Source organism: Pseudoalteromonas sp. BMB (genome assembly GCF_001709235.1).
GTDB classification, from domain to species: domain Bacteria; phylum Pseudomonadota; class Gammaproteobacteria; order Enterobacterales; family Alteromonadaceae; genus Pseudoalteromonas; species Pseudoalteromonas maricaloris.
Genome location: NZ_MBQA01000067.1, coordinates 115341 through 139024 on the forward strand (window position 1 = coordinate 115341; position 23684 = coordinate 139024).

Genomic DNA, 23684 nt, shown 5'->3' on the forward strand with positions numbered 1-23684 from the left:
GTAAATGATCTATTTCGAAGCGGGGAAATAGCTTTAGTAGCTAGGCAAAAATTTTGCTATTTAGTTGTTCTAAATGAGAAGTTTTTAACGACGCTAATATGCTACTTCCCCCTTCAAATTGATTAGAGAATTAATTCAATTGGTATCCACATTCAGTTATTGCCAAACAGCGGTTGCGATCTGATGCTTAGCCACATACAATTTCGCGACCTGTCCGTTTGTAAACTACATTACTTTGGCTGTATCTACGACTTTCTCTTCTACGGGGCCTTTAGCCCAGCATTTCCCGGGCTATCAACCAAGACAGCCCCAAATTGATATGGCTATTGCGGTAGAAGAAACCATACAAAATGGTGGACAATGCATCGCCGAAGCAGGAACAGGGACGGGGAAAACGTTTGCCTATCTCATTCCTGCCTTTCAGTCTAAAGGTAAAGTCATCGTCTCAACCGGCTCTAAGGCCTTGCAAGAGCAATTATTCCATCGTGACGTGCCGACCTTAAAAAAGGTGCTTGGCAGTGGGAAAAAAGTCACGTTGCTAAAGGGTAGGGCCAATTACCTTTGCCCTTATCGTTTATCACAGCATTTGAGCCATGTGCCAACCGACGACCCAGATGTTATGCACCAACTTGCCATGGTTGCAAAGTTCGCTTCTGAAACACACAGTGGAGACTTAGCCGACTGTGTGGGTATCGAAGAAGACGCAAAGGTATTACCCTACGTTACCTCAACTGCAGATAACTGTTTAGGGAAAGAGTGCCCAGACTACGAAGACTGTTATATCCGAAAGGCAAGATTAAAGGCAGTCGATGCCGATGTTGTGGTGATCAATCATCATTTATTTTTTGCCGATATGGCCGTAAAAGATTTAGGCTTTGCGGAGCTCATGCCAACCGCGGATAGCTACATCTTCGATGAAGCACATCAATTACCAGAAATAGCCAGTGACTACTTTGGTGAGACTATCAGCACTAAAGCTTTGCAGGCACTTATTAACGATTTAAGGGTGATCTACCGTTCTGATATTCCAGATATGTTGCAACTTGGCAAAACACTCAATAAATTGGAAACCAGCGTCGCCGATTTGCGTTTGGTATTTGGTGGCGATGGTGCCCGTGGTGATTGGCGTGAAGCGCTGGCGAATAAACCGATTTGCGATGCCATGCATCGAGTGATAGCTAACTTAGACTTTCTCTATAAAGTGCTCAAACTTTGTCTGGATAGAAGCGAAAAAATAGAACACCCATTTGAAAAGGTCATGACCTTTAAAAATCAGTTTGAACGTGCCTTTGATACCAGTCAAACTGGATTTAGTTACTGGTTCGAAACCACAAGACGCTTTTTATCTATTCATATCACGCCGCTTGATGTATCAAGTAAGTTTGCACAAATTGTCAAAACCACTGAGGCAAGCTTTGTATTTACCTCAGCCACCTTATCCGTTGATAACTCCCTAGAGCACTTTAGTCGTAGCTTAGGACTCAAACCGACCTCACAATTTATTGTTGATAGTCCATTTGACTATAAGCAGCAAGCTTTACTATGCCTGCCACGCTATTTGCCAGAAACCCGTGACGACTTAATGCCACATGCGCTGGTAAAGCTTGCAAAACAGGTGATTGAAGCTGCAAAAGGGCGTACATTTTTACTCTTTACCAGTTATCGCGCGATGCATTTAGTGTATGAAGGGCTGAATACAGCACTGCAATATCCCATTTTTATGCAGGGTCAAGCATCGAAACGGATAATTTTAGAGCAATTTATTCGGCACGGTAACGCCGTACTACTTGGTACAGCTTCTTTTTGGGAAGGCGTGGATGTGAGAGGTAACACTTTGAGTTGTGTTGTCATTGATAAGCTACCATTTGCTTCACCAGATGACCCTTTGTTGCAAGCGCGCATGCGAGACGCTGAAATGCGTGGATTAGAACCCTTTGATGCAATACAACTCCCTCAAGCTGTTATCGCGTTGAAACAGGGGGTTGGGCGATTAATTCGTGATGCTAACGATAAAGGTGTACTGATTATTTGCGATAATCGCTTAGTTACGAGAAAATACGGCCAGACGTTTTTAAGTAGTTTGCCTGATATGTCTCGCACGAGAGACTTAAACAAGGCAATTCGATTTTTAGAGAATATTGATAAAAATGAAAAATAACCTGTTGGCCATAGACGCCTCCACCGAAGCACTCAGTATTGCATTGCACTATGAAGGCAAGTTTATTCGCCACTTCGAGGTTTGCCCACAGCAGCATAGCCAAAAGATACTGCCTTTAGTTGAACGTATTTTACGCGAAGCCGATATCACCCTTAGTGAGCTTGATGGCATCGTATTTGGCCGTGGGCCTGGCAGCTTCACTGGGGTGAGAATAAGTACAGCGGTTGCGCAAGGCTTAGCATATTCTTCAGGTCTTAAGTTGGTTGGTGTTTCAACTTTGCAGGCGATGGCGCAACAAGCATACATGGAAACAGGTAAATCCAGTGTAGTGTCAGCAATAGATGCACGTATGGGTGAGATCTACTTATGCCAATACAACGGCGAAACTCGTGGTGTTATTCAACCGAGCACCGAAGAAACAGTTATTAAACCTGAAAATATCGATTTTACATCAACTGGCGCGGCCGGTGTTGGTACAGGGTGGCAAACATTCTCAGAGCTTGCCACACAGCTTGAATGCGAAATCATTGACAATATCACGTTACCTGATGCTTATTACATGCTGTTTATAGCCGACGATAGTTTCACACAAGGCTTATCTGTGGATGCGGCTGACGCCCAGCCGCAATATGTGAGGGATACTGTGACGTGGAAAAAGTTGCCAGGTCGAGAATAAAGGCGTATTTTTATACAAGCATATCGTATTTATTGAGCTAAACCGTGAAACTAAATTCAATCATTCAACAAGCAGGTACATATCAAGTAAAGCCACAGCCTAAAAAGGCGGTGAGCACTGCTATTGATGAAGGAAATACGGCTAAGCTCAATACCGCTCAGATTAAAACCAGTGAAAAGGGCATTGCGTTGGTTGAGCAGTTCCAATCGCAGCAACGTTCAACTATCTACGACCGACCTAACTTTCGTACTGGACAAGCAATTAGTGAATACAAAGCAATTGCAACGGAAGCAAGACGAGATGAGATCAAAAGTATGATTGGCGTTTCTGTTTACGCGTAATACCAATTCGCTTAATTAAGTGGTCTATTTTGAGGCGAGAAAATCTTGTCGATAACACCGCTACCGCGTCCTGCTATCGCTAAGGTACCTGCATCCATGAAGGCAAGACAAAAATTTTGCTATTTAGTTGTTCTAAATGAGAAATTTTTAACGCCGTTAGTGTCAGATTTGCTCCTTCAAATTGAGCAAGTATTAAGGCTAATTGGTATATTACCTCTTCCAAGACTCGATAACATAAAGGTCAGCAAATGCTGACCTTTTTTGTTTGGAATAGTAGATGAAGATTTTTACTTTTTAATAAATCCAATCAGTTTATCAGCAATTGCGGTATTGTTTTGCGAGCCGATGAACGCTTCTTTACCTTTACCATGGGCAAACACTTGTACATCGATAGCGGTGTGACCACCCGTTGTCCAACCAGTGAAAGATGCATCACTAATTGCCTCTTTAACGACAACACTAAGCGCCTTCGGACCTTGTGAAAGTGCTTCTTTTACTTTTAGCTCAGTCGCACTATCATACTCAAGACCTGTGAGATCTTGCCATGTTGCTTTAACGTCTTTTGTCTTTGCGAGTGCTTTTGCTATCTCGCCCGCTGAACCTTTCACTTTAGCGATCACATCACGCTCCCAGCGATACTGACCATTCGCACCAAGCGTTAATCCACCGGTAGAGTGATCTGCTGTGATCACCAAGATAGTGTCTGGGTTGTTATCAACAAAAGCCTTTGCCTGCTTAATTGACTCTGCAAAGTCGTCCATTTCATGCATAGCACAAGCGATATCATTAGCATGTCCACACCAGTCAATCTGACTACCTTCAATCATTAAGAAGAAGCCTTTATCATTCTGGTTTTCCAATAATGATAATGCCGTTTTAGTCATTTTAGTTAGGCGCTGCGGCTCTTCATCAATTGCGAATGGCAGACCTACTTCTGCGAACAGACCCATCGCAGGAATTTTATTTAGCGTATCAAGCTTAGATAAAGCATCAACGTATTGATAACCTGCATCTTTAAATTCATTAACTAGGTTTCTATCTTCACGAATGAAGTATTTAGTGCCACCACCAAGCATAAGATCTACAGGTAATTTTCCTGCAATTTTATTGTCGATGTAATCATTGGCAATGTCGTCATAGTTACGACGCGATTCATTATGAGACGCGAAACTTGCAGGTGTTGCGTGGTTGATTTGCGATGTGGCAACAAGCGCGGTTGTTTTACCTTTTCTTTTCGCCACTTCAAGCATTGTTTCCAAATGTTCTTTATGGGTATCTACCGCAATTGCGCCATTATAGCTTTTAGTTCCTGTACTTAAGGCGGTTGCGCCCGCAGCACTGTCTGTTACAACCGTGTCGTCGTCTGGGTAGGTATGCGCCATACCTACCAAAATAGAGTCAAAAACCGTTGGGTCAACCACTTTCGTTGAAGGGTCATCTTTAAAATAACGGTAGCCCGTAGTGTAAGCCGGCCCCATACCGTCGCCAATCATATAAATAATGTTTTTTGGAGCAGCCAATGTCGGAGCCGCAAATACTAATCCAACAAATGAGGCCAAAAGGCTAGTTTTGAAATTCATTGTTATTCCCGTGTACTTATTGTGATAGAGGCATGTGATTCTCTACTATTTGATCGATTTAAAACACATTCATAATAGAATGGATGTTCGATAAAAATATTTTCAACAAATCAAAGTAGTAAGTTCAAATATGTCACGGTAAGATGATAAATCAATGATGGTACAATGAACACTAAAAGAATTCGTCGATGTCTCTATATGCGATAAAAGAACAAAAAATCGGGCCATTCTCCTACCAAAGCTGGGGAGAGGGAAAGCAAACCGTTATCTACCTTCATGGTTGGCAAGACAACAGCAATAGTTTTGTACCGTTTGCGCCATTTTGCAATACACAGTACACACATATCGCACTTGACTTAGCAGGTCATGGACACTCAGATTGGAAAAGTGCCGACGCCTTTTATTACTTTATCGATTATGTCTATGACTTAAAGTGCTTTTTAGATTTAGCACAGATCAAAACGTGCCATATTGTTGGCCATTCTATGGGGGCAATGATAGCTAACTTGTTTGCAAGCTGCTATCCAACACGTTGTTTATCGTTGGTACTAATCGAGGGAATAGGGATTGTGAGTTCCTCAGAGAGTGATACCAAAACCCAGCTCATTAATGCGTTTAATTCCCGAGATAAATTAAAACAATCTGAACCACGGGTTTATCCTGATATAAATACACTTACGCAACTGCGCAGTAAAATCAGTGATGTTTCGGTAGAAATAGCAGCGCTGCTTGTGACAAGAAATACCCAGCCGCATCCTGATGGCGTGCAACTTAGATTGGATCCCCGACTAAAGCATCACTCTGGATTTAGGTATTCCATCTCTCAAGCAAAGTCGGCGCTCAATGGGATATCCATTCCAACCTTATTGGTGTTAGCGGAACAAGGCTATGACATGATTGTCAGACAATATAGTCAATTTAAAGGCTGTTTCGACTCACTCAGGCTTGAGAAAATACCTGGCGGCCACCATTGCCATATGGAAAACCCGGAAATTTGCTATAAGCTAATTGAAGCACACCAGAACCGCGACAAAACAGCGTTTACAACTGAAGGAGCGTAAAGAATAAACTAATCATGGAAAGAAAAGTTCACAAAGAGCGCTAAAGCCCACGTTTCAACAGCATCTAGATTGTAAATCCTCAGATATTGTGGGAATATGGCGTTTTTAGAGTATTTGCTCAATTGTTAAAGTGCCTTACATCGTTTATGGTTTAGGGTGAATATAAAAATAACGAGAACACAGGAGCTAAGAGTGGAAAAAATCTGGCTTAAGCGCTACCCAGAAGGTATGCCTGAAACTATCGACCCAGAGCATTACAACTCATTGCTTGAATTATTTGAAAAAAGTTTTGCAGATTATGCTCAGTATCCAGCCTACACCAATATGGGTAAGACACTGACTTATCAGCAAGTTGATGAAAAAACCAAAGCAGTTGCTAGTTATATACAAAATGAATTGAAACTTGGCCGTGGCGATAAAGTTGCGGTCATGATGCCAAACTTGTTGCAAACCCCAGTTACCATTTTAGGTGTACTACGTGCTGGTTGTACCGTTGTAAACGTCAATCCGCTTTACACCGTGCGCGAATTAGAGCATCAGCTAAATGACTCCGAGTCAAAAGCTATCTTTATTCTTGCAAACTTTGCCCATACACTGGAGCAGGCCTTACCAAAAACCAGTGTGAAGCACGTAGTGCTGACAGAAATTGGTGACATGTTAGGTGGCTTCAAAAAGCACTTGGTGAACTTTGTTGTTAAGCACTTCAAAAAAATGGTGCCTGACTTTAGCCTGCCAAATACCATTCCTTTCAAAGAAGTAATTGCAGCAGATCCTACAAAATATCAGAAACCTGATGTGACGCTAAGTGACCTTGCCTTCTTGCAATACACTGGCGGTACAACTGGCGTATCTAAAGGCGCGATGCTTACTCATGGCAACATGGTAGCAAACCTTGAGCAAGTTTCTGGCTGTTTAGATACAGTATTAGTTAAAGGAAAAGAAGTCGTTATCACGGCGCTACCGCTATACCATATCTTTGCATTAACAGCGAACTGTTTGACCTTTATGAAGTACGGTGGTCACAATATCTTGATCACCAACCCGCGTGACATGCCTGCGTTTGTAAAAGAGCTGGCAAAGGTGCCATTTACCGCTATCACTGGTGTTAACACGTTATTTAATGGCTTGTTGAACACACCAGGTTTTGCCGACCTAGACTTTTCAACCCTGAAAATGTCTCTAGGTGGTGGTATGGCCGTACAACGCCCTGTCGCTGAGCGCTGGCAGAAGGTGACAAAGTCAAAGCTGATGGAAGGTTATGGCCTTACAGAATGTGCGCCGCTAGTTACTATTTGCCCACATGATCTTGAAGCCTACAACGGTTCTATTGGTTTACCTGCACCAAGCACTGACATTAAGATAGTTGATGACAACGGCAATGAAACACCTAAAGGTGAGCCCGGTGAGCTGTGTGTTAAAGGGCCACAGGTGATGGCTGGTTACTACAACCGTCCAGACGCAACCGCCGAATGTTTAAAAGACGGCTGGTTTGCAACGGGTGATATCGCTACTTATGATGATGACGGTTTCTTCTACATCGTTGATCGTAAAAAAGACATGATCTTAGTGTCTGGCTTTAACGTTTTCCCTAATGAAATCGAAGAAGTCGTTGCTATGCACGAAGGCGTGTTAGAAGTTGCAGCGGTTGGCGTGCCACATGAGGTTAGTGGTGAGCAAGTTAAAGTTTTTATTGTTAAAAAAGACCCATCTTTAACAGAAAAAGATATAATTGCACATTGCCGAGATAATCTAACGAACTATAAAGTACCAAAGCTAGTTGAGTTTAGAGATGAACTGCCAAAGACTAACGTTGGTAAAATACTGCGTAGAGCGTTAAAAGAATAACAAATAGAGCCGGCACTAGCCGGCTTTTTTATAACTAGCGTGATATCGCTAGTTATGTAAATTGCATGGGAGTAACAGTGCAGTATCAAGTTATTGAAAGCCAAACAGCACTAGATGAATTTGTCTTGTCTATTTCGAAAGCCAAAGTGCTCGCCGTCGACACCGAATTCATGCGTCGCCGCACCCTATATCCAGAAATTGCTCTGTTACAGATCTTTGATGGTAACCACCTTGCCCTTATCGATCCACTAGCCGATATGGATTTTAGTAGGCTGTGGACATTGTTTTCAGATACTAGTGTTTTAAAAGTACTTCATTCTCCATCAGAAGATATCGAAGTATTTCTAAAGTTTGCAGGTTTTATCCCATCACCAATGTTCGATACCCAGTTTGCTTTACAGTTGTTAGGTGAGGGTAGTTGTATTGGTTTTGCTAATATGGTGAAGCAACTTAGAGACGTAGACATTGACAAAAGTGAATCCAGAACAGATTGGTTACGCCGCCCCTTAACTCAAAACCAATTAGATTACGCCGCCTCCGATGTATATCATTTACTGCCATGTTTTGAGACTATTCAAGCGCGAGTAAATGAAAAGCAGCTATTTAACATAGTGCTTCAAGAGAGTGAGTTGCTCGCCCAAAAGAGGAGCTTCCGTCAACCAGATGAAGTACTTTATCTTGATGTCAAAAACGTGTGGCAGCTTAAGCCTAGAGACCTTGCTACTCTAAAAGAGCTTGCAGCGTGGCGCAGAGCCAAGGCAGAGAAAAAGAACTTAGCGCTAAATTTCGTGCTTAAAGAACATAACATGGTCGAAATTGCCAAACGTCGTCCAAGCTCACTGGGCAGTTTACGCAATGTTCCAGGTGTTGAGCCAATGGAAGTTAATCGCTCTGGTAAAGAAATTCTCGCCTGTATAGAAAAAGCAAAAGAAGTAAGTGAACAAGATTGTCCACAACGCGTGAGAAGGCTTATCGACTTTAAAGGTTACAAAGCAGCGTGCAAGGATATTAAACAGGTTATCGCCGAAGTCGCCAAAGCTAACGATATTCCGGTTGATGTGTTTGCTTCGAAAAAACAAATCAATCAGGTGATCAGCTGGTCGTGGAAAAAGTCACCGGAAGAAAAGCAATTGCTGATGAAACCCGATCTTGCGTTAGGCTGGAGGGCTGAGCTTGTTGCAGATAAGTTAGACAGTTGGTGGCAGTAGCACTCCTGTCGATTAAAAGGTGAAAGAAAAAAGCTAAAGCGATAATAACATCCACCTTCCGAAGAAGGTGGATGATACTCAACTAGTCTTTTGGTTGTTCGATACCAAAGTACACGCAATGTAACACAGGTAATACAATCAACGTCAGTATGGTCGCAAAACCAAGACCGAACATAATGGTGACCGCCATGGATTGGAAGAACACGTCAAATAATAGCGGGATCATACCCAATATGGTTGTGATAGCAGCCATAGACACCGGCCTTACACGACTCACACCAGAATCAAATACCGCTTGGTAAGGGGACTTACCAGAGTCAATTTCGATATTTATTTGATCCATCAGTACAATACCATTTTTAATCAACATGCCGGATAAACTTAGCAAGCCTAGCAGCGCCATAAAGCTAAATGGTGCTTGTAGTAATACAAGGCCTGCCGTTACCCCAATAATAGCAAGCGGCACTGTAGACCAGATCACTAATGGCTTTTTCACAGAGTTAAAGAGCAATACAGTGATCATAAACATCGCTAAATAACCGATTGGTAATGAGCCAAAAATAGCTTTCTTCGCTTTGCTTGACGACTCATACTCGCCGCCCCATTGCATCTCGTACCCTTGGGGTAGTTCAATGGCTTCGATATCCGCCTTCACTCTTGCAAATAACTTCGCTGGAGTTTCATCACCTATCACGTCATGATCAGCCATTACCGTGATGGTACGTTTTCGGTCGCGGCGCATGATCAGGCTATCTTCCCAAGTGACACTAAAATCATCCACGATTTGTGAAACTGGCACGTAAACGCTAAGGACAGGGCTGAATATTTGTAAGTCACCAAGATTTTCAACATTGAGCCTCTCTTCCTCAGGAGAACGTGCAATGATAGGTAACAGTTGCGTACCATCTCGATATAACCCTACCTTGTTACCTGACACCGAAGTCAGTAGCAACTGATCTAAATCAGATTTACTGATCCCCAAACGACGCGCCTTCAATTCATTAAACTGTGGGCGGATCAACTTGGTTCTTTGTCGCCAGTTATCGCGAATATTAAACGCTTTATCGTCTTGGCTGATAATACCTTTGGCTTCTTCAGCTAGTTGGCGTAACACAACAGGATCTGGTCCCGAGAACCTAGCCTCGATTTTTGCGTCGGTTGAAGGACCAATTTCCATGCGCTTTATTTTGAGACGTCCGTCTAGCTCATTTTCAAGCTCATAATCGCGAAGCTTAGCAATCATAGCCACTACAGCTTCTCGGTCTTTTACACGTACAATTAACTGACCATAAGCGTCATATTGTTTTTCAGGCGAATAGGTCAACATAAAACGAGGCGCACCTTGACCAATCGTTGCCGTTACTTCGTTAACCATAGGGTCGGCCAGTAAAAAGGATTCAATTTTCTCAACATTTTTCGCCGTGCTGCGTATATCTGCACCTTGATAATGCCAATAATCCACATAGAACATCGGTGTATTTGAAGCCGGGAAGAAGGACTGCTTAACCGATTTAAAGCCAACAACTGCAGCGACTAATAGCAGTACCATAGAAATAATGGTAATAGCGCGATTTTTAAGGCAGAAGGTAAGCATGGATTTATACACGGTGAAGATCACACCTTTATAGGGATCGTCTTCTTCGCTGGTATCTGATGACTTTTCCTTCGGTCCTTTAAACATCATATTGGCAAAAAATGGCGTCAGTGTGATTGCCGTTACCCAGCTTAATAGTAATGAAATTAACAACACCCAAAATAAAGAACCAGCAAATTCACCACTGGCATCTGAGCTTAAGCCAATCGGCGCGAAAGCGGTGATCCCGATAACGGTTGCGCCAAGAAGTGGCCATTTTGTCTGTTCAACAATGTTCACAGCAGCTTTTACTTTAGATTGACCCCGTTTAATATTAATCAAAATGCCTTCAGTCACTACAATGGCATTATCGACTAGCATCCCCAGTGCAATGATCAAAGCACCTAATGAAATACGCTGTAAATCAATGGCGAATATCTTCATAAAGATAAAGGTACCCAGCACGGTAATAAGCAAAATACCGCCGATTAAAATACCACTCTTTACACCCATAAAAATAAGCAAAACGATAATTACAATGGCAACGGCCTCTAAAAGGCTAACGATGAAACCATCAACCGAGGTTTCTACTTCTGTTGGTTGATTGTAAACCGTGTTGATCGTAATACCGTAAGGGCGCTGATATTCTAATTGCTGTAAGTGATGTTCGATTTCTTTACCCACCTCAACAACATTTACACCAGAAGTAAAAGAAACCCCAACCAGCAGTGCACGCTTTTGATCAAAACGTGTAATATGATTCGGCACCTCCGCATATTCGCGTGTTACTTTTGCCACGTCACCCAAATAAATAAGCTCTTTGGCGCCGGGCTTTGAGATAAGTAACCCCTCTAGCTCAGCAACGTCTGTAAACTCACCAGTAGGGTGCAGGCGAATAGACTCATCTCCCACTCGTATTTTACCCGCATTAGATACCGTATTTTGAGCTTGTAACAACGAGAAAATGTAACTAGGCGCAATGCCAAGTTGTGACAGTTTTTGTGTTGATATTTCGACGATCACTTGTGCTTGCTGCTCACCCGCAACAGTGACCTTACTCACACCTTCAACTAGCACTAATTCGCGCTTCAAAAAGTCAACGTAGTCTTTTAGTTCATCATACGAATAGCCTTCGCCGGTGATCGCGTAGAGTTCACCGTAAACATCAGCAAAATCGTCGATAACGCTTGGCGGCCTAACACCTGGCGGTAGCTTCGGCGAGAGATCATTTACTTTACGGCGCAGCTCATCCCAGATCTGTTGTAAGTCTTTCTTACGGTACTTACTCTTCATCTCAACAGTGATCTGCGACTTACCGGGAGAAGAAATGGAAGTAACATAATCAACATACGGCAGAGATTGAATTGCATTTTCAATCGGGAAGGTGACTTCCTCTTCCACTTGTTGTGGCGATGCGCCAGGATACATGGTCACGACCATGGCTTTTTTTAGTGTGAATTCAGGATCTTCTAGTTGGCCTAAGCCCAAATAGGATACCGCCCCAGCAATAAGTAGGAGCAAGGCAAACATCCAACTGATAACCTTATTCTCAATTGACCACTTGGCTAAACTCATATTACAGACCTCTTTCTTTAGTCCAAGGTCTCACTTTTGCGCCTTCTTGCAAGTAATGCACGCCCGCAGCAACAATTTCTTCACCAGGTTCAAGACCCGACATTACCTCAATTCCGGTATGATTAAGTTGGCCAACGGTGACTTCGCGTTTTGTGACGGTCTGTTTATCGCTTTGATATACCCAAACGTAACTATTTCCCTCTGTGCCTTGCTTTTTATCGGAGAATACTGCTTGGTTAGGTACGATGATTGCCGTATTTTCACGGTTCGTAATTTTGCTTGGGTCAACGTAAACATGGCCAGTCATACCTGCGAACAAATTAAAGTCCTCGGGGATTGGAAGACTAAATACGACTTTGTAGGTTAAGGTTGCAGGGTCTGCCTGCGTATCCCATTCCTTAATCGTAAGCGGGTAAGACTTACTTGGGTAGCCATCAAAAACAACGGTAGGTTTGTAATCAGAATCTTTATCAACACGTGCAACGATGCGCTCAGGAACTTGAATAACCACATCCATCATATCGCGTGTTTCAAGGCGAAGAATATTTTGCTTTGCTACGACGTTTTCGTAATTTTTGACAAATACCTTGGCAACAGTACCACTAAACGGTGCTCTAAGTTCGCTATATTCGAGGTTTGTTTTAGCAATTTTAAATGCAGACTCCGCAACTTGCTTGTCTGCATTTGCTTTATCAAACTCAGCTTTAGTCGCTATGCCTTTTTCAAATAACGGCTCAATTCTCGATAACTGCGATTTAGCCAGTTCAAATTGGGCTTTACGTTGTTCATATTGCAGATTGAAATCTTCAGGATCAAGCTTGGCTAGCAATTGCCCCTTTTGTACGTCTTGGCCTGCGAGAACTGGAAACTCGATAAGTTCGCCATTCACACGAAAAGCAAGATAGGAGCCTTGATTTGCCACCACTTCAGCAGGGAAACTGCGAAGCGTGCTGCTATTGGGATCCGAAACCGTGTGAATTTTAACTGGTCGGTTAGGGGCTTCTGTTGGGGCTTGTTCTGCTTGCTCTTGGCAACCCACTAATAGGGTAGCCAGCACAATTCCAGAAAACACTCTTAACATATTGTTCTCCATGACAACGTCAATTTTAATACGTGCAGAATAATGGAATTACATATAAAATAAAAATTATAAAACATTCTGTACTGCATAAGATTTATTTATGAAGATTTCGGACTTAGCAGCGTTTTGCACCGTTGTTGAAGCGCCTAGCCTTACCGAAGCAGCAAATAAGCTTCATAAGACGCAGCCTGCGGTCTCTCAATCAATTAAAAGATTAGAACAATCTTTGGGATTTGCCCTTTTTGAGCGTGAGAAATATCGCAATGTGTTAACAGAGCAAGGTCGTCGATTTTATTTTGAAGCCGAAAAATTGCTTAATCATCATAGAGATTTGTCATTACTCGCGACTGAATTCGCGGCGGGTAATGAACCAAGCTTTAACATCTGTTACGAACCGATCGTATATCAAAACCAGATTGATCAAGTATTAGGTAATGCCTTCATTAAGTTTCCCGCAACTGAAATGAACATCTCAAGTGGTAAACGTTTTTTTGCGCTTGAGCAAGTCACACAGGGGATTGCAAACCTTGGCATTGGCCCTTGGTTTGATCTTTTTCATTCAACTGGCGATTTAGAATCAATGCCGATTGGACACGTAAAATTAGGCTTAGTCTCATTAACGGGCTATATGCCACCAGAGCTTAGTTTTTCGGAGCTTGCGCAATACCCATCTCTTGCAATGAAAGAAAGTAAATTCAAGTTTGACAGTGAGCGCTTGGCATACAGAAACAGTAACAATGTCATGAAACTCGATGACGCACTGGCAATAAAAAGATACTTATTGCAAGGTATGGGCTATGCCCTAATCGGCCTTGACCTTTGTAGAGAAGAATTAGAGTCTGGTGTTTTGCAACAAGTGAGGGTGTTTGATAGAAAGGATGAGTTTGAAGCCGAGATCCACGCGTATCGTTTGCATATTTCCCACCATGGGCCAGTAGCAAGATATTTTTGGGATAAATTAAAAGAGTTAAATATTCAATATGAAAAGCAGCAATCCTCAGCAAGAACTCGCTGAAAAAGTCTTCACCGTAATTGGTGGTATCCCATTTGGAAAAGTTGCGTCTTATGGGCAAATAGCGAGATTAGCTGGTTCCCCAAAACATGCCAGAAAAGTAGGCCAGTTATTAAAAAACCTACCGCAAGGTTCAACGTTACCATGGTACAGAGTAGTAAATAGCCAACGGCGTATTTCATTTCCTCAAGACAGTAGTAAATTTCAAGAGCAAAAATCGCGCTTGCAAGCTGAGGGCGTCACATTCTCAAATAGTAACGTGATAGCTAAACACTGTGTTTGGGAATAGTCATAAATTTAGCGTCAACTGATCCAGATAAATAGGGCAGTCGTAATTATCGTTAGTTTTTGTATATTTGAACGGGAATTATGAAACTCGCTTTATTTCCATTGCCGATATTCTTGCTTCCAGGCGGGTTCACCCGCTTGCGGATCTTTGAGCAGCGCTATTTATATATGGTAAAAGAGGCCGCGAAAACAGAGCAAGGTTTTGTGTTGTGCCCATACCTCGCGGATACGCCGAACAATGTGTCAAAAGAAGGCGTGCACGTTAAAATCGTCGACTTTTCACAAGATGATGATGGTCAGCTGCTCATTGATGTTGAGGCACTATCGCGCGTCGCGATCAGTAATGTGGAAGTAGACTCACAATCTTTACGTTATGGCGATTGTGACATTATTGATGGACCGCCATGGCAATGTAGCGAGGAAGCATTGAGTCTAGTTGACGAAACCCTTGTTGATAAGCTTCAGAGTGTTTTTATCGCCAATCCAATCCTTGATGATTTGTACCGCGACAAGCATTTTACTCAACCTCTTTGGGTTGCTTATCGTTGGCTAGAAATCTTACCTATCTCGATGACCCAAAAACTGAAAATAAAACAAGCACAAACATTTGAACAGGTGGCAGAGTTCTTACATACTGTATTAGATGAAAAATAGTGATCCATGCCAAGTTTTACAGCGTATTACAGCTTATAATTATAAATTGGAAGGTGAGCTATGTTAGGCCAACAGCAATCTATCGATTGCAACGTTCAGTCAGGAACTCGCAAAGCAGTGCAAGAAACTCCCTCTCAAGCGTTATCAGACGCTTTAGTTAAGGTTGCAGAAAAACGAGATCGCAAAGCTTTTGCGTTCTTGTTTGAGTACTTTGCGCCAAAAATCAGGCGCTTTGGTGTGAAACAATTTGGTAATGACGCCCAAGCGATGGAGCTCGTACAAGACACGATGACGTCAGTGTGGCGTAAAGCACATCTTTATCATCATGACAAAGGCGCAGCCACAACGTGGATCTATACCGTAATGCGTAACGCGTCGTTCGATGCACTGCGTAAGATGAAGAGTAATAAAGAAGAACACATCAGTGAAGACATCTGGCCGATAATTCAAGACTCGCAGGCTGACGACGACGGTTTTCAAGATCACTTGCAAACGGCGCAAATTCAAAAATACATCAATAAGTTGCCGCCAGCACAACGAGACATAGTCAAAGGCGTGTACTTTCAAGAAATGTCTCAAGAACAATTGGCAGAGCATCTTAATATACCTGTCGGGACAGTTAAGTCACGTTTACGACTTGCTTTACAAAAACTTCGCGCAGAAATGGGAGATCAAGCATGATTAAGCATCACCCTAATGATTCATTATTAAGCCAATTTGTTGAAGGTAATTTGCCTGCAAGTATCAGTGTCGCAATTGCAGCACATGTCGAACTATGTCCTTGTTGCCAGAAAAAGACCCAACAGCTTGAAGCGCAAGAAGCGAATGTTCAGCTTGGAGGAGGCAGCGAATCTTCACTAAGCTGTGATTTTGAGGCGATGATGCAAGCGATAACACTGGATGACGAAATAGACGAAGTTAAGGAGTATATCCAACCCACATTTAACTATCAGGGTAGGGATGTTCAATTACCTAGGGCTATTGCGAATATCGATCGCACCAAATTTTCAGGTGTAGGCAAAATCGCTCGATCTCGGTTATTGATAGAAGATGGCGACTTACGCTCAAGTCTTCTACAAATTGGTGCGGAAGGGGAAATTCCAGAGCACACCCACACGGGCTTTGAAATCACCTTGTTACTTGACGGCGATTTTGCAGATGAAGCTGGGGAATACGTACCGGGCGACTTTATTTGGCAAGACGGCAAACATAATCATTCTCCGCGCACAAAAGAAGGCTGCCTGTGCTTTACCGTGGTAAGCAGTGCACTACACTTTAATAAAGGGTTAAGTAAGCTGTTAAACCCAATTGGTAAGTTGATTTATTAAAGGAATAGTTGCGAAATGAAATTTTCATCACCAATAAAAATTGGCATTAGCGCGTGTTTGGCTGGAGACAAAGTACGATTTGATTCAGGCCACAAGCGTTCAAACTTTTGTATGGATGAATTCGCCGAACATGTTGAGTATGTGCGCTTTTGCCCGGAAGTTGCGATAGGCATGCCAATTCCAAGACCAACCATCAGACAGATCCGTGTAGGCGACATTATCAAAGTTAGTCGCCCCGACGGTAAAGAAGATGTCGCACCAAAGCTTAAGGAGTTTGGCGAAAAGGTTGCAACCTCACAGACACAAAGCCTTTCCGGCTTTGTGTTTTGCGCCAAAAGCCCAAGCTGCGGAATGGAGCGTGTTAAGGTTTATAACGAAGCAGGAACAGGTAATACATCTGAAGGTATTGGTATTTTTGCTGAGCAAATCATAAAACACAATCCGCTTTTACCTTGCGAGGAAAATGGCAGATTGAATGACATGCATCTCAGAGAAAACTTCGTAATGCGGGTATTTGTTTATAAAAGCTGGCAGGAACTAACTCAATCGGAAAACATCGGTCTACACGAGCTGACGAATTTTCACGCTAAGCACAAGTATCTGTTGATGAGCCATAATTACCAAGCCTATAAAGATCTAGGGCGTCTACTCGGTGATGGCAAACAATTTGATAGAGAGACGCTGAAACATAAATATATCAGTGGTTTGATGTCAGCACTGAGCAAGCCTGCCAATCGCAAAAATCAAGCAAACACGTTAACGCATCTACAGGGATATTTTAAGAACGAGCTTTCCAGTATCGAGAAGCAAGAGATGGGCGGCGCAATAGATCAATATCGCAAAGGTATTGTACCTTTATATGTACCGTTGACTTTGCTCAAGCATCATCTCACCGTGCATCCTAAAGCGTATTTGCAAAGCCAAGTGTACTTTGACCCATACCCCAACGAACTGCGTTTAAGATTCGGAATTTAATAATGAAAACAGCTTTTTGGTTTCGCCGTGATCTCAGGATTTACGGCAACGAGGCTTTGATTGAAGCCGTGAATGAGGGCGCACGCGATGCGCTCTTTTTTTATTGCAAGCCACAGTGGCAGTCACACAACGTGGCCAGTATTCAGCTCGACCTACTTGAGCGCAGATTACTTGAGCTTGGCAGTCAGCTTAGTGAATTTGGCATTAGGCTACATATCATTGAAGCGAGCACATTCGCTGAGCTGCCGGCGCAGCTTCAAGTTGTTTGTGACGATAAAGGCATTGATTGCTTATATGCAAATAAAGAATATGAAGTAAATGAAGTGGCGCGCGATGAAGCGTGTGAAACTGTGATCTCGTTAAAATTATTCGATGGCGATCTCGTTGCCAAACCGGGCTCAGTGCTTACGGGCTCCGGTGAGATGTTCAAGGTGTTTACCCCCTTTAAAAAAGCATGGTTAAAATGTTTTGTGGGGCAGCAATTTCACTTCTCTAGCTGGCCACTGGACAAACAACATGAGGCAAACTTCAAAAAGCCAACTTTCTTCGAGATGACCAATGAATCTGAAAAGTGGCCAGTGGATGATAATGCCATTGTCACGATTGTAAATCGTTTTATTAAGGACAAACTAGCAGACTACCAAGATGACCGTGATTTCCCTGCAATCAAAGGAACTTCGGGGCTCAGTCCATACTTGGCATTAGGCATTGTGTCACCCAAGCAGCTCATCGCACAGATCCAACTTCATTACCCTGAAGTGCTTGAAAACCCAAGTAAGCCAGAGTTTTGTTGGGTGAACGAACTCATTTGGCGTGAGTTTTATCGCCATCTTATCGTCGCTTTTCCGCGTTTATGTAAAGGTTTTAATTTTAATGATAAATATAACGCGGTTAGATGGCGTGACGACAGCCAAGCGTTTGAGCTCTGGTGTAATGGCCAAACTGGCTACCCGATTGTCGATGCGGCAATGCGTCAGCTCAATAAAACCGGCTGGATGCACAATCGACTACGCATGATTGTTGCTAGCTTTTTAACCAAACACTTGCTCATCGACTGGCGTGAAGGCGAAGCCTATTTTATGTCAAAGTTAATAGATGGCGACCTTGCCAGTAATAATGGTGGCTGGCAGTGGGCTGCAAGTACGGGGTGTGACGCCCAGCCTTATTTTCGTATTTTTAATCCCATCACGCAGAGCGAAAAGTTTGATCCCGATGGTTCCTTTATTCGTACATATGTGCCTGAATTAAAAAATGTTCCAGCAAAGCATATTCATTTTCCCCATGACTATTTAGCGGCATTTGGCGGAAAGGATGACTATGTAGAGCCGCTGGTTGATCATAAAGAAGCAAGGGCAAGAGCACTTGACGCATTTAAGGTTTAAATAGGTATGGATCACAGAACGCAGCGATTCGTGGCAATTTATAATGAAATAGACAAATACTGTCTCGGTAAATTGGCTTCAATTTACACTGAGGACATCAGTTTCGTAGATCCTTTACATAAAATTCAAGGACTTGATGCGCTAACGAGTTATTTTCAAGGGTTATATGAAAATGTCCCTGAAATCGAATTTCTTGTTACGAACGCCTATCAAGTTGATGACGTCAGCTTTATCTACTGGACTATGTCCTACCAACACCCCAAGCTAAACGGCGGTAAGCTCATAGAAGTCGATGGCCATAGTCGCTTGAGTTTTATTGGCGAAAAAGTGGCGCAACATCGGGATTACTTTGACAGTGCGCAAATGCTGTATCGCCAAGTCCCACTACTCGGTGGTGTTATTCGGCTATTGGATAAAAGGATCACGGCATGAGCAACATCTTAATTACTGGCGCAACATCAGGGATAGGTAAAGGTCTTGCTGAATTTTATGCAAAGCAGTCACATAAAGTAACTGCTTGTGGCCGCAACCAAGAAGTGTTAGACGAATTAGAAAGCAGCGTAGGTGCAAAGAGCAAAGCATTTGATTTAACAAACCGCGAAGAGATAGAAGATAACTTCAAAGATATTGACGGCTTGGATCTTGTGATCCTCAACGCAGGTGGTTGTGAGTATATCGATAACCCCAACCAATTTGACGGCCATTTGTTTGAGCGAGTAATGCATATCAACGTCATCTCAATCGGCCACTGCCTAGACGTTTTACTGCCAAAAATGAAAACAGGCGGGCAACTTTGTATCGTAAGTTCCAGCAGTGCATTTTTACCTTTACCTCGTGCCGAAGCGTATGGCGCATCGAAAGCTGCTGTCAGCTATTTAGCGCGCACCCTGACAGCAACATTAAAAGACATTGATGTAACCTTAGTTCACCCAGGCTTTGTTGAAACGCCGTTGACAGATAAAAACGACTTTCCGATGCCATTTATTGTCAGTGTCGATGAGGCCGTGGGTTACATTAGCAAAGGAATAGAAAAGCGCAGCAAGGAAATACATTTCCCAAAAAGATTTACTCTATTTTTAAAACTTCTCAGGTTACTGCCGTTTTCGTTGTGGTTACCTCTCGCAAAAAGGATAGCCCGTGGCTAAGATTGCAATAATTGGAAGCGGTATTTCAGGTATGACCGCAGCATACCTGTTAAGTCGTCAACATGACGTGAAAGTCTTTGAAAAAAAAGATTATATTGGCGGACATACGGCAACTATTGATGTTGAATACCAAGGTGAAAAGCTCGCGGTTGATACCGGCTTTATCGTATTTAACGACAGAACCTATCCAAAGTTTGAAAAATTGCTGGCTGAAATTGGTGTTAGTCGCCAAGAAACTGAAATGAGCTTTAGTGTTCACAACAGTCAATCTAAGCTTGAATACAATGGCCATTCACTCCGCACGTTATTTGCACAAAAGCGTAACCTATTGAGACCAACCTTTTGGCGATTGCTAAAGGATATTGTGCGCTTTAACAGTCTTTGTAAGTCATTGTATGAAAAAGGCGACTATCGAGGTGTTGAAACGCTTGGCAAACTGCTACAGCAACACCAATTTAATGAGTTTTTTAAGCTGCACTACATCTTACCGATGGGCGCCGCTATCTGGTCAATCAGTATCAAAGAAATGCTCGATTTTGAAGCTAAATTCTTTGTCCAGTTCTTCTTCAACCATGGGCTCTTGGACATCACAAACCGCCCTCAATGGTATGTTATCCCTGGTGGTTCCAGGGAATACATTCAACCATTGGTGGCAGAATTTAGAGACCATATTGTGCTTAATGCCGACATCGAAACAGTGGTTCGTGATGAGTCTGGTGTGACCATCATCTTCAAAGATGGCAGTAATGAGTACTTCGATAAAGTCGTCTTTGCATGTCATAGCGATCAGGCTTTAGCATTACTAAATACCCCATCGAGTGATGAACAAGCGATACTTGGCGCAATTCCTTATACTGCAAACTCAGTGGTGCTGCACACTGACACCCGTTTATTGCCAAAACGTCCGCTGGCGTGGGCCAGTTGGAACTATTTATTAAACGAAGCGACGGACAAAGCCGCTGTTGTCACCTACCAAATGAACATACTGCAGGGGCTTGATGCCAAACATCAATACTGTGTCACGTTAAATCATGATGAAGGGATAGCTGAAGATAAAGTGATCCGCCGCTTTGTCTATCATCATCCCGTTTTCAATACCACCAGCATTGCGGCTCAAAAACGTAAAGCCGATATTGATGGTAAACACCATAGTTATTTTTGTGGTGCGTACTGGTTCAACGGTTTTCATGAAGATGGGGTGAGAAGTGCGGTAGATGTGGCCGAGCAATTGGGTATCTCATTTTGAACAGTGCAATACTGGTGGGTAAAGTTCGGCATCGGCGATTCGCCCATGCCGAGCATGCTTTTTCTTACCCCATGTATATGATGTGGCTAGATTTAAGTGAGCTCGACGCACTCAATAGTATTTCGTCAAAGTTTGGTACATCTGGCTTAAAACTGCTTAAATTCAATCAAGCTGACTATATCCTCACTGAAGGCGAAAGCTTAGTGGAGCGCGCACGCGCTAAGTCAAATGCGCTTGGCAAAGCCGTTTCTTCACAAACAAAAGTATATTTAATGGCGCAAATACGCTGTTTAGGCTTTTACTTCAGCCCGGTTAATTTCTACTTTTTTGAAGGCGAGAAAGAGGCAGGTTTTAGCCATATGCTCGCTGAAGTCAGTAACACGCCTTGGAATGAGCGTCATTTTTATTTAGTTGAATTAAATAAAGAAGTGAACTTTAAAAAGCAATTTCACGTATCACCTTTTATGAATTTGGATATGCACTACCACTGGAAAGTGAAGCCACCCGGTAGCAATACACTAATCCATATTGAAAACAGAAAAGGTGACGAATTGCTATTTGATGCCACGATGACGCTCAAAAAGCAGGAGCTCAATGAAGCAAATATTAATCAATTGCTTAAACGGTTTCCTGCAATGACATGGAGCATAGCTAAAGGTATCTACTGGCAAGCGTTGAAGCTATTTTTAAAAAAAGTGCCTTTTGTTGGGCACCCCGGAAGAGTATAAGATGGAAAATACCACGACAATATCCTCATCAATTTCGCTTTCTACATTCGATAGAGTGTATAAAAAGCTCGTCTTTGGCGCGTTGAACACCTTAGAAACCGGAAAAGTGGTACTTGTCGAGGGCGACCAAAAATACTGTTTTGGTGAGTCAGAAACAAGCCTAAGCGTTGATATTCAAGTTCATTCAGTGCAAATGTATAAGCTATTTGCACTTGGTGGCAGTGTCGGAGCAGGCGAATCTTACATTCTTGGTCACTGGAGTTGTTCGGATTTAACCAAACTGATTGAGATCTTCGTCCTAAACCAAGCTCAGCTGGATGCCTTTGAAAATAAGTTTGCATTTTTCTCCGGCATTGTGAATAAGGTAAAACATTTAAAAAACAAAAACTCAAAACAAGGCTCAAAGCGTAACATTGTCGCCCACTACGACCTTGGGAACGACCTTTATGAATCATTTTTAAGTGAAGAAATGCTGTACTCTAGCGCAGTGTATCCCTCAAAGGAGGCATCGCTTGAAGAGGCGCAGCAACATAAGTTAGCCGCAATCTGTAAGCGCTTGGATCTTCAGGCAACAGACAAAGTTGTTGAGATTGGTACCGGGTGGGGCGCATTTGCAGTTTATGCTGCAAAAAACTATGGCTGCCATATAACCACGACAACTATTTCAGAAGAGCAGCATGCGTACGTAAAAGCACTGATTGAAAAAGAAGGGCTGCAGCAGCACATCACACTACTAAAACAAGATTACCGCGAATTGGACGGCCAGTACGACAAGCTGGTGTCTATCGAAATGATTGAAGCGGTTGGACACGCGTATTTATCGGGCTTTTTTACCAAATGCAACGACTTGCTAAAACCGACAGGCGCAATGCTGATTCAGGCCATTACCATCGCCTGCCAGCGTTATCAACATTACCTCAAACAATCGGATTTCATTCAGCAGTACATTTTTCCTGGCGGTTGTCTTCCTTCCGTGAGTGAAATGAGCAAGCAAATCGTAAATTCCACCGATATGGTTGTCCACGAGCTCCATGATATCGGTCTGCACTATGCCAGAACGCTATACGATTGGCGTGTTCGGTTTGAAAAAGCATGGCCTTCACTTGATAGTAAACGTTTCGATGAGCGCTTTTATCGCCTTTGGCAATTTTATTTATGCTACTGCGAAGGGGCGTTTAAACAAAGAGCAACCAGTGCCGTGCATTTAGTCGCCAGAAAACCAAGATACCAGTCAAATGTCTGTACTCAAACATTGGATTACTAACGCGCTACTCTTCCAAAGTATTTGGTTTGCTGCATTATTTTTCCAAGCAGACGCGCTTTGGTTGATGTTGCTAGGCTGTCTCGTTATGCTCGCAGGACACCTAAATAAGCGCCTCAATTTGGTGCTTGCACTCGTAGGTTCCGCCATAGGAATGAGCATTGAATTGATTGCGGTCAAAACTCAGCTCATCAATTACCAAGGTAGTGAATTAGTTCCGCTTTGGCTTTGGGTTTTGTGGATAGCATTGGTGCTGACTATAAATAATGCACTTTCCAAACTATTAACGCTCAAAGCGCCGATATTATTAGTGGTATTTTTGGTCTGCGCGCCACCTAGCTATCTTGGTGCAGCTAACTTTGATGTAGTTTCTATCTCAACACCTTGGTACATTTTTTGGCCAGCATTTGGCGCACTGTGGAGTGTGGGGTTCTACCTGATAGTGAGTTTTAATCGCATTTTATGGGGTACAAAGCTTGCGCAGTTGCCAGCAAATTGATAGCGTTTGATTACAAACCCACAGGATCCGGGGCGAAACGCAATAAAATAATAAATATTTCGTCGAAT

General features: G+C 42.8%; 22 protein-coding genes. 19 read left to right on the forward strand and 3 right to left on the reverse strand.

Features of this window, described 5'->3' with window-relative positions:
- Nucleotides 1–319 precede the first annotated feature (319 nt).
- Genes BB427_RS05515 through BB427_RS05525 form a run of 3 tightly spaced genes read left to right on the forward strand, consistent with a single transcriptional unit; the run spans nt 320 to nt 3175 of the window.
- Nucleotides 320–2158, forward strand: a complete 1839-nt coding sequence (locus tag BB427_RS05515; RefSeq protein ID WP_069019214.1) for an ATP-dependent DNA helicase — start codon at nt 320–322, stop codon at nt 2156–2158.
- A complete protein-coding gene (gene tsaB, locus BB427_RS05520) occupies nt 2148–2834 on the forward strand; it encodes a tRNA (adenosine(37)-N6)-threonylcarbamoyltransferase complex dimerization subunit type 1 TsaB (protein WP_069019215.1) in 687 nt (228 codons plus the stop codon). The genes BB427_RS05515 and tsaB overlap by 11 nt, the downstream gene beginning before the upstream one ends.
- A 44-nt stretch (nt 2835–2878) precedes the next feature.
- A complete protein-coding gene (locus BB427_RS05525) occupies nt 2879–3175 on the forward strand; it encodes a hypothetical protein (protein WP_039495253.1) in 297 nt (98 codons plus the stop codon).
- A gap of 287 nt (nt 3176–3462) precedes the next feature.
- On the opposite strand, the gene BB427_RS05530 is transcribed toward BB427_RS05525, so the two are convergent.
- A complete protein-coding gene (locus tag BB427_RS05530; protein WP_069019216.1) occupies nt 3463–4755 on the reverse strand; it encodes an alkaline phosphatase in 1293 nt (430 codons plus the stop codon).
- 188 nt (nt 4756–4943) lie between these two features.
- On the opposite strand from BB427_RS05530, the gene BB427_RS05535 reads away from it, so the two are divergent.
- From BB427_RS05535 to rnd, 3 genes are all read left to right on the forward strand, one after another.
- A complete protein-coding gene (locus BB427_RS05535) occupies nt 4944–5816 on the forward strand; it encodes an alpha/beta fold hydrolase (protein ID WP_069019217.1) in 873 nt (290 codons plus the stop codon).
- A gap of 192 nt (nt 5817–6008) precedes the next feature.
- Complete coding sequence (fadD, locus tag BB427_RS05540; protein ID WP_039495246.1) at nt 6009–7661, forward strand: long-chain-fatty-acid--CoA ligase FadD; 1653 nt, start codon at nt 6009–6011, stop codon at nt 7659–7661.
- A 77-nt stretch (nt 7662–7738) separates the two neighbouring features.
- Nucleotides 7739–8869 (forward strand): ribonuclease D, encoded by a 1131-nt coding sequence (gene rnd, locus BB427_RS05545; protein WP_069019691.1) that lies wholly within the window; start codon nt 7739–7741, stop codon nt 8867–8869.
- A gap of 82 nt (nt 8870–8951) precedes the next feature.
- Here the strand turns inward: rnd and BB427_RS05550 are convergent, their stop codons facing one another.
- Together BB427_RS05550 and BB427_RS05555 are read right to left on the reverse strand one after the other, a co-directional pair.
- Nucleotides 8952–12017: an efflux RND transporter permease subunit gene (locus BB427_RS05550; RefSeq protein ID WP_039495242.1), complete on the reverse strand. Its 3066-nt coding sequence runs from the start codon at nt 12015–12017 to the stop codon at nt 8952–8954.
- Nucleotide 12018: 1 nt separating this feature from the next.
- Nucleotides 12019–13098: an efflux RND transporter periplasmic adaptor subunit gene (locus tag BB427_RS05555; RefSeq protein WP_069019218.1), complete on the reverse strand. Its 1080-nt coding sequence runs from the start codon at nt 13096–13098 to the stop codon at nt 12019–12021.
- Nucleotides 13099–13198: 100 nt separating this feature from the next.
- Between BB427_RS05555 and BB427_RS05560 the strand changes: the two genes are divergently transcribed.
- The 13 genes from BB427_RS05560 (at nt 13199) to BB427_RS05620 (ending at nt 23616) form a co-directional block, all read left to right on the forward strand.
- Nucleotides 13199–14113, forward strand: coding sequence for a LysR family transcriptional regulator (locus BB427_RS05560; RefSeq protein ID WP_010605459.1), 915 nt, complete (start codon nt 13199–13201; stop codon nt 14111–14113).
- A complete protein-coding gene (locus BB427_RS05565; protein WP_039495238.1) occupies nt 14079–14399 on the forward strand; it encodes an MGMT family protein in 321 nt (106 codons plus the stop codon). Before BB427_RS05560 ends, BB427_RS05565 begins: the two co-directional genes overlap by 35 nt.
- A gap of 80 nt (nt 14400–14479) precedes the next feature.
- Nucleotides 14480–15052: an LON peptidase substrate-binding domain-containing protein gene (locus tag BB427_RS05570; RefSeq protein ID WP_069019219.1), complete on the forward strand. Its 573-nt coding sequence runs from the start codon at nt 14480–14482 to the stop codon at nt 15050–15052.
- A gap of 60 nt (nt 15053–15112) precedes the next feature.
- Nucleotides 15113–15733 (forward strand): sigma-70 family RNA polymerase sigma factor, encoded by a 621-nt coding sequence (locus BB427_RS05575; RefSeq protein WP_039495233.1) that lies wholly within the window; start codon nt 15113–15115, stop codon nt 15731–15733.
- On the forward strand, nt 15730–16380 hold the full coding sequence (locus BB427_RS05580; protein WP_069019220.1) for a ChrR family anti-sigma-E factor: 651 nt from the start codon (nt 15730–15732) through the stop codon (nt 16378–16380). Before BB427_RS05575 ends, BB427_RS05580 begins: the two co-directional genes overlap by 4 nt.
- 15 nt (nt 16381–16395) lie before the next feature.
- Nucleotides 16396–17355, forward strand: coding sequence for a YbgA family protein (locus BB427_RS05585; RefSeq protein WP_069019221.1), 960 nt, complete (start codon nt 16396–16398; stop codon nt 17353–17355).
- 2 nt (nt 17356–17357) lie between these two features.
- On the forward strand, nt 17358–18737 hold the full coding sequence (gene phrB / locus BB427_RS05590) for a deoxyribodipyrimidine photo-lyase (RefSeq protein ID WP_069019222.1): 1380 nt from the start codon (nt 17358–17360) through the stop codon (nt 18735–18737).
- Between the two features lie 6 nt (nt 18738–18743).
- The gene (locus BB427_RS05595) at nt 18744–19169 is read left to right on the forward strand and encodes a nuclear transport factor 2 family protein (RefSeq protein ID WP_069019223.1); all 426 of its coding nucleotides are present in this window, start codon (nt 18744–18746) and stop codon (nt 19167–19169) included.
- Nucleotides 19166–19882, forward strand: a complete 717-nt coding sequence (locus BB427_RS05600) for an SDR family NAD(P)-dependent oxidoreductase (RefSeq protein ID WP_069019224.1) — start codon at nt 19166–19168, stop codon at nt 19880–19882. Before BB427_RS05595 ends, BB427_RS05600 begins: the two co-directional genes overlap by 4 nt.
- Complete coding sequence (locus BB427_RS05605) at nt 19875–21128, forward strand: NAD(P)/FAD-dependent oxidoreductase (RefSeq protein ID WP_069019225.1); 1254 nt, start codon at nt 19875–19877, stop codon at nt 21126–21128. The genes BB427_RS05600 and BB427_RS05605 overlap by 8 nt, the downstream gene beginning before the upstream one ends.
- Nucleotides 21125–21856 (forward strand): DUF1365 domain-containing protein, encoded by a 732-nt coding sequence (locus tag BB427_RS05610; RefSeq protein WP_083229839.1) that lies wholly within the window; start codon nt 21125–21127, stop codon nt 21854–21856. Before BB427_RS05605 ends, BB427_RS05610 begins: the two co-directional genes overlap by 4 nt.
- Nucleotide 21857: 1 nt before the next feature.
- Complete coding sequence (locus BB427_RS05615) at nt 21858–23120, forward strand: SAM-dependent methyltransferase (protein WP_069019226.1); 1263 nt, start codon at nt 21858–21860, stop codon at nt 23118–23120.
- Nucleotides 23092–23616 carry a DUF2878 domain-containing protein gene (locus BB427_RS05620; protein WP_069019227.1) on the forward strand — a complete coding sequence of 175 codons (525 nt, stop codon included), beginning with the start codon at nt 23092–23094 and terminating at the stop codon, nt 23614–23616. Before BB427_RS05615 ends, BB427_RS05620 begins: the two co-directional genes overlap by 29 nt.
- The last annotated feature ends 68 nt before the right edge of the window (nt 23617–23684 follow it).

Excerpts from the sequence above, each read along its gene's own strand:
- BB427_RS05515 (WP_069019214.1), top strand. The coding sequence starts at position 320 with ATGGCTATTGCGGTAGAAGAAACCATACAAAATGGTGGACAATGCATC.
- tsaB (WP_069019215.1), top strand. The coding sequence starts at position 2,148 with ATGAAAAATAACCTGTTGGCCATAGACGCCTCCACCGAAGCACTCAGT.
- BB427_RS05530 (WP_069019216.1), bottom strand. The coding sequence starts at position 4,755 with ATGAATTTCAAAACTAGCCTTTTGGCCTCATTTGTTGGATTAGTATTT.
- BB427_RS05535 (WP_069019217.1), top strand. The coding sequence starts at position 4,944 with ATGTCTCTATATGCGATAAAAGAACAAAAAATCGGGCCATTCTCCTAC.
- BB427_RS05550 (WP_039495242.1), bottom strand. The coding sequence starts at position 12,017 with ATGAGTTTAGCCAAGTGGTCAATTGAGAATAAGGTTATCAGTTGGATG.
- BB427_RS05555 (WP_069019218.1), bottom strand. The coding sequence starts at position 13,098 with ATGTTAAGAGTGTTTTCTGGAATTGTGCTGGCTACCCTATTAGTGGGT.
- BB427_RS05560 (WP_010605459.1), top strand. The coding sequence starts at position 13,199 with ATGAAGATTTCGGACTTAGCAGCGTTTTGCACCGTTGTTGAAGCGCCT.
- BB427_RS05565 (WP_039495238.1), top strand. The coding sequence starts at position 14,079 with ATGAAAAGCAGCAATCCTCAGCAAGAACTCGCTGAAAAAGTCTTCACC.
- BB427_RS05570 (WP_069019219.1), top strand. The coding sequence starts at position 14,480 with ATGAAACTCGCTTTATTTCCATTGCCGATATTCTTGCTTCCAGGCGGG.
- BB427_RS05575 (WP_039495233.1), top strand. The coding sequence starts at position 15,113 with ATGTTAGGCCAACAGCAATCTATCGATTGCAACGTTCAGTCAGGAACT.
- BB427_RS05580 (WP_069019220.1), top strand. The coding sequence starts at position 15,730 with ATGATTAAGCATCACCCTAATGATTCATTATTAAGCCAATTTGTTGAA.
- BB427_RS05585 (WP_069019221.1), top strand. The coding sequence starts at position 16,396 with ATGAAATTTTCATCACCAATAAAAATTGGCATTAGCGCGTGTTTGGCT.
- phrB (WP_069019222.1), top strand. The coding sequence starts at position 17,358 with ATGAAAACAGCTTTTTGGTTTCGCCGTGATCTCAGGATTTACGGCAAC.
- BB427_RS05595 (WP_069019223.1), top strand. The coding sequence starts at position 18,744 with ATGGATCACAGAACGCAGCGATTCGTGGCAATTTATAATGAAATAGAC.
- BB427_RS05600 (WP_069019224.1), top strand. The coding sequence starts at position 19,166 with ATGAGCAACATCTTAATTACTGGCGCAACATCAGGGATAGGTAAAGGT.
- BB427_RS05615 (WP_069019226.1), top strand. The coding sequence starts at position 21,858 with ATGGAAAATACCACGACAATATCCTCATCAATTTCGCTTTCTACATTC.
- BB427_RS05620 (WP_069019227.1), top strand. The coding sequence starts at position 23,092 with ATGTCTGTACTCAAACATTGGATTACTAACGCGCTACTCTTCCAAAGT.